Source organism: Actinomadura bangladeshensis, assembly GCF_004348335.1.
GTDB classification, from domain to species: domain Bacteria; phylum Actinomycetota; class Actinomycetes; order Streptosporangiales; family Streptosporangiaceae; genus Spirillospora; species Spirillospora bangladeshensis.
On sequence record NZ_SMJW01000080.1, the window covers coordinates 23,422 to 32,254 of the forward strand.

The 8,833-nt window shown below is 71.5% G+C and carries 8 protein-coding genes; 2 read left to right on the plus strand and 6 right to left on the minus strand.

Annotation, left to right across the window (positions count from 1 at the left end; genetic code table 11):
- Positions 1-21: 21 nt before the first annotated feature.
- Positions 22-711 (plus strand): class I SAM-dependent methyltransferase, encoded by a 690-nt coding sequence (locus tag E1284_RS42505; protein ID WP_207923812.1) that lies wholly within the window; start codon positions 22-24, stop codon positions 709-711.
- On the opposite strand, the gene E1284_RS17590 is transcribed toward E1284_RS42505, so the two are convergent.
- The 5 genes from E1284_RS17590 to E1284_RS17610 form a co-directional block, all read right to left on the minus strand.
- Positions 708-1,313 (minus strand): response regulator transcription factor, encoded by a 606-nt coding sequence (locus E1284_RS17590; protein WP_131940195.1) that lies wholly within the window; start codon positions 1,311-1,313, stop codon positions 708-710. The two genes, E1284_RS42505 and E1284_RS17590, sit on opposite strands and share 4 nt — an antisense overlap.
- The gene (locus E1284_RS17595) at positions 1,310-2,452 is read right to left on the minus strand and encodes a sensor histidine kinase (protein ID WP_131940197.1); all 1,143 of its coding nucleotides are present in this window, start codon (positions 2,450-2,452) and stop codon (positions 1,310-1,312) included. Before E1284_RS17595 ends, E1284_RS17590 begins: the two co-directional genes overlap by 4 nt.
- A gap of 64 nt (positions 2,453-2,516) precedes the next feature.
- Positions 2,517-3,161 (minus strand): ABC transporter ATP-binding protein, encoded by a 645-nt coding sequence (locus E1284_RS17600; RefSeq protein WP_131940199.1) that lies wholly within the window; start codon positions 3,159-3,161, stop codon positions 2,517-2,519.
- A 91-nt stretch (positions 3,162-3,252) separates the two neighbouring features.
- Positions 3,253-4,533: an alpha-amylase family glycosyl hydrolase gene (locus E1284_RS17605; RefSeq protein ID WP_131940201.1), complete on the minus strand. Its 1,281-nt coding sequence runs from the start codon at positions 4,531-4,533 to the stop codon at positions 3,253-3,255.
- Positions 4,534-4,581: 48 nt separating this feature from the next.
- Positions 4,582-5,745, minus strand: coding sequence for a lactate 2-monooxygenase (locus tag E1284_RS17610; protein WP_131940203.1), 1,164 nt, complete (start codon positions 5,743-5,745; stop codon positions 4,582-4,584).
- Between the two features lie 148 nt (positions 5,746-5,893).
- On the opposite strand from E1284_RS17610, the gene E1284_RS17615 reads away from it, so the two are divergent.
- The gene (locus tag E1284_RS17615) at positions 5,894-8,383 is read left to right on the plus strand and encodes a DNA gyrase/topoisomerase IV subunit A (protein ID WP_131940205.1); all 2,490 of its coding nucleotides are present in this window, start codon (positions 5,894-5,896) and stop codon (positions 8,381-8,383) included.
- Between the two features lie 37 nt (positions 8,384-8,420).
- On the opposite strand, the gene E1284_RS42510 is transcribed toward E1284_RS17615, so the two are convergent.
- On the minus strand, positions 8,421-8,833 hold a 413-nt coding region (locus E1284_RS42510), incomplete at its 5' end, for a hypothetical protein (RefSeq protein WP_207923813.1).

Genomic DNA, 8,833 nt, shown 5'->3' on the forward strand with positions numbered 1-8,833 from the left:
GTCACCGGGCAGACTCACTTCATGGCCCTCGAACCCGGTGATGACTCCGACCCCGAGCCTTTCCGTCTCGCCGGCCGGGTCGTCAGGAAGTACCTGATCGGTGCCCGGAGCCTGCACGACCACATCGCCGCGAAACTGCTGAGGGCGGGCGCCTCCCTCGTCCTGGACATCGGCTCGGGGGAGGGCGCCCTCAGCGCCGCCCTCCCGCACCCGCCGCCCCTCCGGCTCGTCGGCCTGGACGCGTCCGCGGCCCTGCTGCGCGCCCACCCGGGCGCACGGGTGCGGGCGGACGCGCTGCGCCTGCCGTTCCGGGACGGGACGTTCGACGCCGCCGTGGCCGTGAACATGCTCCAGCACGTCGGCGACCCGGGACGGGCGCTCCGCGAGGCCCGCCGCGTCCTCGCGCCCGGCGGGCTCCTGCTGGCCTCGGCGACCTGCCGGGACGACAGCCCCGAACTGGCGCCCGTCTGGTGTCCCGAACCGGGCCCGTTCGACGCCGAGGACGCCCCCGACCGCGTCTGCGAGGTGTTCGGCGAGGTCGAGGTGGAGCGCTGGGACGCCCCGCTGATCACGCTCCCCGACCGCGCCGCGATCCGCGACTACCTGATCGCCCGGCACGTCCCCCGCCCGGAGGCCGCCGAGGCCGCCGCACACCTGCACACCCCGCTCCCGGTCACCAAACGCGGCTCCCTGGTCGTCGCCCGCCGCTAGAACCAGCCGAGGTCGCGGGCGGTGCGGGCGGCGGCGTGGCGGTTGGCGGCGCCGAGCTTGGTGACGGCGGCGGACAGGTAGTTGCGGACGGTGCCCTCCGACAGGCCGAGGTCGCGGGCGATGCGGGAGACGGGGGCGCCGTCGGCGGCGGCGCGGAGGGTGTCCAGTTCGCGGGGGGTGAGCGGGCACTCCTCGGCGGCGAGGGCGTCGGCGGCGAGCTGCGGGTCGATGTAGCGGGCGCCGGCGGCGACCTGCCGGATGACCTCGGCGAGCCGCCGGCCGGGCGCGTCCTTGCCGAGGAAGCCGCGGACGCCGGCGGCCATGGCGCGGCGCAGGTTGCCGGGGCGCCCGTGCGCGGTGACGATCACCAGCCGGCAGCCGGGCAGGTCGCGGGCGAGGCGCTCGGCGGCGGCGAGCCCGTCCAGGCCGGGCATGTCGATGTCGAGGACGGCGACGTCGGGCTTGAGGGCGAGGGCGCGGTCGACGGCCTCGTCCCCGCGTCCGACGTCGGCGGCGACCTCGATGCCGTCCTCGGTCTCCAGCAGCAGGACGAGCGCCTCCCTGATCAGGAGGTGGTCGTCGGCCAGCAGCACGCGGATCATGCCTCACCCTTCGCTCGCGCCGGGGCGGCCGCGGGGACGGCGGCGGTCACCCGGAACGTCCCGTCGCCGGCCGGGCCCGCGCTGAACTCGCCGCCGGCCGCGCCGATCCGCTCGGCGAGCCCGGCCAGGCCGCTGCCGGCCGCGCCGGAGCGGCGCCGGGCGCCGTCGTTGACGATCTCCATCCGGACGCGGTCGCGGCCGGCCCGGACGGTGATCTCGCACCAGGTGGCGCTGGAGTGCCGCAGGACGTTCGTGGCGGCCTCCCGGGCGACCCAGCCGAGCGGCTCGTGGACGTGCGCGGGCAGCGACGGCGACACCTCGGGGCGTTCGCACCGGATCCCGGCGGCGCGCAGCACGGCGGACATCCCGTCCAGTTCGGTGCGCAGGGACGTCGTCCGGTAGCCGCGGACGACCTCGCGCACGTCCCGGACGGCGTCCCGCGCCATCGTCTGGATCTCGGTCAGCTCCTTGCGGACGCGCCCGTCGTCGCGCTCCACGAACCGTTCGGCGACCTCGGCGCGCAGCGCGACCGCCTGGAGGCTGTGGCCGAGGACGTCGTGCAGGTCCCGGGCGAAGCGGAGCCGCTCCTCCCCCACGGCCGACCGGGCCAGCTCGGCCCGCGCCTCCCGGAGCTCTTGGACGACGTGGAACAGCCAGACCGTGAGATACCCGGAGAACGCGGCGAGCGGAACCCCCGCGATCTCGTACAGGACGCCCAGGACGGGAAGCCCGAGCAGCAGCCCGTAGGCGGGGGTCGCGACGGCCGCCGCCGCCGTCACGGCGACCGCCTCCCGCACCGGCAGGACGACGGCGATCAGCCCGGCCGGGACGAGCAGCGCGTTGCCCCAGCCGGGGCCGGTGTCGAGCAGCGGCGGCAGCGCCCAGCAGATCAGCGCGATCGCGGCGAGCCCGAGCCGGTGGACGGGCGCGGTGCGGCGCATCAGGTTCTGCCACAGCAGCCGGCCGTAGAGGCCGAACGCGGCGCCGACGCCGGTGAGGGCGAGGAGCAGGTGGCCCGCCTCCCGCCGCTCGGCGACCTCGTACCAGAGCGCCGGCAGCAGGAGCCCGGACATCGTCAGCACCGTCATCCCCACGATGATCGCGGCGATGACGGTGGGACGCGGGATGCCGGGCTGCACGCGCCCAGCGTATGCGGCCGTCACGATGGCGGCGGGTCGGTGGCGGTCGGGGGTGCGCGGCCGGTCAGGCGGCGCGGAGCCGGACGGCGTCCCGCGCGGTGACCAGGCGGCCCTCGTCCAGGATCCCGACCCGGTCGGCGCGGCACGCCTCGTCGGGGTCGCGGGTGGTGATCACGACGCTGACGCCGTCGGCGGCCAGCATCAGCAGGGCGGACCACACCTCGCGCGCGTCGCCGGCGTCGAGCCCGGCGGCGGGCTCGTCGAGGAGCAGGACGTCCGACCGCCCGACCAGGGCGAGCGCGAGGTCGAGCATGCGCCGCCGCCCGGGGGTGAGCTGCTCGAACGGGACGTCGGCGACGTGGGTGAGGCGGGCCAGGCGCAGGGCCTCCTCGCGGGTGATCGGGTCGAGGGTCCAGCGCCGCCACGTGTCGATGACCTCGGTGACGGTCAGCCCTGGGAACAGGCCACCGTCACGCCACACGGCCCCAGCGCGCGCGGAGTCACGGTCGTTGTAGGGGTCCGCGCCCCGGAACCGGACGGTTCCGCTCGTGGGGCGGCGTAGACCGGCGAGCATTTCCAGGAGGGTGGTCTTGCCCGAGCCGTACCGGCCCAGCAGTGCGTAGACCTCGCCCTCGGCCACGGTGAACGAGACGTTCCGCACGGCCTCGTTCAAGTCCAGGTCGCGTACCTCGATCACGGGTGCCTTCATGGCATCCATGCTGGCCGCCGGGTGCGCGGGCGTGCAGTCACAGGCGTCAGAAGGCGGTTGTGAGGAATCCACGGGTGGGCCATGACAAATGTCATGGTTCGGCGATCGCCCATCCGGTCGGCGGGATGGTGGCGCCGTCGGCGGTGAAGCTCGCTTCACCGGCTGCGCACGTCCAGTCGGCGGCAGGCAGATCGGTGGTGGCCGGCTTGTCGTCCAGGTTGAGGACGACCGCGAGTCGCTCTGCGCCGTGGCCCACCGTGTAGGAGAAAGCCGTGTTGGTCAAGGTGGCGACCGTGGTGTGGGCGCGGACCAGCCACGGGTGGCGCCGCCTTAGGCCGATCAGGTCTTGATGCAGCCGGTGGTGGGGCGAGGCGTAGCCGGTGGTCTCGTCGGGACGTTCCGGGAAGGCCGGCCGTATGGCGTCGTCCCCGCCTACGCGTTCTTCCTTGATGCCTTCGAAACCGAACTCGTCACCGGCGTAAATGGACGGGACGCCACCAATGGTCAGCAGGATCACCAATGCATGCTGCCGGTGCTCCTTCCGGACCAGGCGGCTGGCGATGCGGGTCACATCGTGGTTGCCCAGGAAGGTCTGCGGGGCGAACGTGTCGAGCATCGTGTTGTGCCGGTCCAGCGCGTGGGCCAGTTCGAAGAAGTTGCGGTCGTTGAGTGAGCTCCAGATGGCCTTCCACAACTCGTACTGGGTGACGGAGTCGAATCCGGTGTGCTCGACGAGGCGTGTGTAGTCGCCGTGGATGACCTCGCCGACGAACCACGCGTCCGGGAAGCGTGCGCGGACGCGGTCTGTGACCGTCCGCCAGAACGGTGGCGGGACGGCGTACGCGGCGTCGAGACGCCAGCCGTCCACGCCGCGCTCCAGCCAGTGGGTCATGACGTCGGTGACGTAGGCGGCGACCTCGGGTTCGGCGTGGTTCAGCGTGACGAGCCGGTCGTGCCCTTCGAAGGTGCGCAGGTCCGGGTGGAACCAGTTGCGGTACGGGGAGTCGTCGCCGTTGGCCGTGACGTCGGCGAAGGGTTGGAAGCCGCGTCCCACATGGTTGAAGACCCCGTCGAGGAGAATCCTGATCCCCTTCTGGGACGCCTCGTCGATGAGCCGTCTGAGGTCGTCCTCGTCGCCGAGCCTCGGGTCGACGCGGTAGTGGTCGACGGTGTCGTAGCCGTGGGTCTCGGACGCGAACACGGGGCCGAGCGCGAGCCCGTTGCAGCCGAGCCCGACAAGGTGATCGAGCCAGCCGGTCAGCCTTGCGAGCCGGTGCGCCGCGGACGTGCCTCCGGGTGGGGCCTCGCTTTCGGCGCCGACGAAACCGAGCGGGTAGACGTGCCACCAGATGGCGTGATCGGGCCAGCGCATGCCCGTTCCCCTACCCGGAGCCGCCGCCAGGTGAACGGACGGGGCCGTCTACCCGCGCACCAGGATGTCGGGTGTCAGCCCCTCCAGAGTCTTGATTCCAGAGAGAACCATGGTCAATTCCAGTTCGGCCTGGAGGCAGCGCAGGACGTGCTGGACTCCCGCCTGACCGGCGAGCGCCAGCCCGTAGGCGTACGGACGCGCGACCAGGACGGCCTTGGCGCCGAGTGCGAGAGCCTTGGCGATGTCCGCGCCCGTCCGGATCCCGCTGTCGAACAGCACGGTCGCCTGGTCGTGGACGGCCTCGACGACGCCGGGCAGTGCGTCCAGTGAGGCGATGGCCCCGTCCACCTGGCGTCCGCCGTGGTTGGACACGATGACCGCGTCCATGCCGGCGTCCACGGCCTGGCGTGCGTCATCGGGATGCTGGATGCCCTTGAGCGCGATGGGCCCGTCCCAGTGGTCGCGGAGGAAGATGAGGTCGTCCCAGGTGAGGCTGGGGTTTCCGAAGTTGGCGACCCAGTGCAGGATCGCGGTGTCCTTGTTGGCATCGGTGATCTCACCGCCGACGGCCTTCTGGAAGACCGGATCGCTGAAATAGTTCGCGACACCGATCCCGCGCAAGAACGGCAGGTACGCCTGATTCAGATCGCGTGGGCGCCATGCCAACGTGAACGTGTCGAGGGTGACGACGAGTGCCGTGTAGCCGGCGGCCTTGGCCCGCTCCAGGAAACTCACCGCGAGTTCCCGGTCCTTGGGCCAGTACAGCTGGTACCAGCGCGGGCCCTCCCCATTGGCCTCGGCCACGTCCTCGATCGTGAACGAGGACGCCGTGCTCAGCACGATCGGCACTCCTTCGGCCGCCGCCGCCCGCGCCACGGCCAGCTCACCGTCCGGATGGAAGATCGACTGGACGCCGATGGGCGCGATCAGCAGCGGAGACGGCATCGCGGTGCCCAGCACCTCCACCGACAGGTCCCGGTCGGCGACGTCCCGCAGCATGCGCGGCACGATCCGCCACCGGTCGAACGCCTCCCGGTTGGCCCGCGCGGTCGCCTCGCTGCCCGCCGATCCCGCCACGTATCCGAACGCCTGCGCCGACAGGGCGCGCTCCGCGAGGCCCTCCAGCTTCGTGAGGTCCGTCGGCAGCGACGGGACGACGTCGCCGAGCCCCTGCAGATAGATCGAGTTCTGGAAGTCGGCCAGCCCGCTCAAGAGAACCTCCACCTGGGGATATGGAAACCGTCCACCCTCAATCTGCCAGGTACGGGAAGGTGACGGAACGGCACCAATCCCCCGAGTTGGACGGCGCACTCGGTGGGGCGGGCGAAAGATGTCCCCGGGACCGGCCACAATGTGGGGCATGGCACGACGCGGATCCCAAGCCCCTCCACCTCCGCCGGACTTCGAAGAGAACATCGTCGACGTCGATGTCTCCGACGAGATGCGCGGCAGTTTTCTCGAGTACGCCTACTCGGTCATCTACCAGCGGGCGCTCCCCGACGCACGGGACGGCATGAAGCCCGTCCAGCGCCGGATCCTGTACTCGATGAACGAGATGGGGCTCCGCCCCGACCGCGGCCACGTCAAATGCGCCCGCGTCGTCGGCGAGGTCATGGGCAAGCTGCACCCGCACGGCGACAGCGCCATCTACGACGCGATGGTGCGGATGGCGCAGCCGTGGGCGATGCGGATGCCGCTCGTGGACGGGCACGGCAACTTCGGTTCGCTCGGCGGCGACGACATGCCCGCCGCCATGCGGTACACCGAGGCCCGGATGTCGCGCGAAGCGATGCTGATGGTCGAGTCGATCGACGAGGACACGGTCGACTTCCGCCCCAACTACGACGGGCAGGAGCGCGAACCGGAGGTCCTGCCGGCCGCGTTCCCGAACCTGCTGGTCAACGGCGCGTCCGGCATCGCGGTCGGAATGGCCACGAACATGGCGCCGCACAACCTCGGCGAGGTCATCTCGGCGGCCCGGCACCTGATCGACAACCCCGAGGCCACCCTCGACGACCTGATGCGCTTCGTGCCCGGCCCCGACCTGCCCACCGGCGGCAAGATCGTCGGCCTGGACGGCATCCGGGACGCCTACGAGCGCGGCCGGGGAACCTTCCGCACCCGCGCCACGGTCTCCATCGAGAACGTCACGCCTCGCCGCAAGGGCATCGTCGTCAGCGAACTCCCGTATTCCGTCGGGCCCGAGCGCGTCAAGGCCAAGATCAAGGAACTGGTCAACAACAAGAAGATCCAGGGCATCTCGGACCTGAAGGACCTCACCGACCGCATGGTCGGCCTCCGCCTGGTCATCGAGATCAAGAACGGGTTCAACCCGGAGGCCGTCCTCGCCGACCTCTACCGGCTCACGCCGATGGAGGAGACGTTCGGCATCAACAACGTCGCGCTGGTCGACGGCCAGCCCCGCACGCTCGGCCTGCGCGACATGCTGCAGGTCTACGTCGACCACCGCATCGAGGTCGTCCGCCGGCGCTCGATGTTCCGCCGCAAGAAGCGCGAGGACCGCCTCCACCTGGTGGACGGCCTGCTCGTGGCGCTGCTGAACATCGACGAGGTCATCCAGGTCATCCGGCAGAGCGACGACGCCGCGCAGGCCAAGCAGCGCCTCATGCAGATCTTCGAGCTGTCGGAGATCCAGGCGCAGTACATCCTGGACACGCCGCTGCGCCGCCTGACCCGGTACGACCGGCTCGAACTGGAGAAGGAGAAGGAGCAGCTCGCCAAGGAGATCGCCCGCCTGACCGCGATCCTGGAGTCGGAGCGCAAGCTCCGCGGCGTGGTCTCCAAGGAGCTCGGCGACGTCGCCAAGGAGTTCAACACGCCCCGGCGGACGATCCTCCTCGAATCCTCGGGGCAGACGGCGGCCACGGCCGTCCCGCTCGAGGTGCCGGACGACCCGTGCACGGTGCTGCTCTCGTCGACCGGCCTGATGGCCCGCACCCACGACGCGTCGCCCCTTCCCGACAGCGGCCCCCGCGCGCAGCACGACGTCCTGACGTCGGTCGTCCCCGCGACGGCGCGCGGCCAGGTGGGAGCGGTGACATCCCACGGCCGGATGATCCGCATAGACGTCCTGGACCTGCCGACACTGCCGCCCTCGGCGACGCCTCCCTCCCTGGCAGGCGGAGCCCCGGTGGCGGAGTACGTCGACCTGGAACCGGACGAAACGGTCGTAGGCATTGCCGCCGTGGGCGAGGAAGGCGGCGGCCTGGCCGTCGGCACCGCCCACGGCGTGGTCAAGCGGGTCGTCCCCGACTTCCCGGCGAACCGCGACGAGTTCGAGGTGATCGGCCTGAAGGAGGGCGACCGCGTGGTGGGCGCCGTCCAGTTGCTCTCCGAAGACCAGCACCTCGTCTTCATCACGACCGACGCCCAACTCCTGCACTTCGCCGCGTCCCTGGTCCGTCCTCAAGGCCGGGCGGCCGGCGGCATGGCGGGCATCAAGCTGGGCGCGGGGGCGAGCGTCATGTGGTTCGGCGCGTTGGACCCGAACCGCGAGGCCCGCGTGATCACGGTCTCGGGCTCGTCCTCGGCACTGCCCGGCACGCAGACGGGCGCGATCAAGCTGGCCGACTTCGCGGACTTCCCGTCCAAGGGCCGCGCGACGGGCGGCGTCCGAGCGCACCGCTTCCTGAAGGGGGAGGACGTCCTGCTGCAGGCGTGGGCGGCCCCGACCCCGCTCCGCGCAGCGGCCGCCAACGGCAAGCCGGCCATGCTGAACCTCACGATGGGCCGCCGAGACGGCTCCGGCGAAAGACTCGACAAGCCCATCGTCGCCATCAGCGGCCCGATAGGCCCGGCGCCCGAGGAAGACGAACCAACCGAAGAGTGACAAAGAGGCCCCGGGCACGTTCGCCCGGGGCCTCGCCTCACAGCGGCCGCACCCGGGCATTGAGATCCTCGTTGCACCGGACAATCCCCTCCGCCACCTCGACAACGCCGCAGACCGGACGGCAGACGGCACCGGCCTCGGGCAAGGTGACGAAGAACGTCTCGTCCCGCACCCACACGGTGATCTCCGCCCGCACCGACAGAACGGCCATCCGCCACCCCTCGCTCAGATGCAGCGGCCCGATCCCCCGTGCTCCGAGCAACCGCCGTAGTTCCCGAGCAGCCTCATGGCAGTCCCGCCGAGGCGGGTTCCAGGCCATGGCCACAGGCAGCGCGAAGTAGACGACCTTCCCAGCGACCGGCACAGATCCCAGCATCGACCGGCTCCGATGCGCCCCCCACCGCCCCCGATGCTCAACGGCCAGGGCATTGACCAGTTCAAGCCCTGTCT

What these genes read in the sequence shown, in the direction of transcription:
- E1284_RS42505 (WP_207923812.1), top strand. Translation starts at nt 22, where the DNA reads ATGGCCCTCGAACCCGGTGATGACTCCGACCCCGAGCCTTTCCGTCTC.
- E1284_RS17590 (WP_131940195.1), bottom strand. Translation starts at nt 1,313, where the DNA reads ATGATCCGCGTGCTGCTGGCCGACGACCACCTCCTGATCAGGGAGGCG.
- E1284_RS17600 (WP_131940199.1), bottom strand. Translation starts at nt 3,161, where the DNA reads ATGAAGGCACCCGTGATCGAGGTACGCGACCTGGACTTGAACGAGGCC.
- E1284_RS17605 (WP_131940201.1), bottom strand. Translation starts at nt 4,533, where the DNA reads ATGCGCTGGCCCGATCACGCCATCTGGTGGCACGTCTACCCGCTCGGT.
- E1284_RS17615 (WP_131940205.1), top strand. Translation starts at nt 5,894, where the DNA reads ATGGCACGACGCGGATCCCAAGCCCCTCCACCTCCGCCGGACTTCGAA.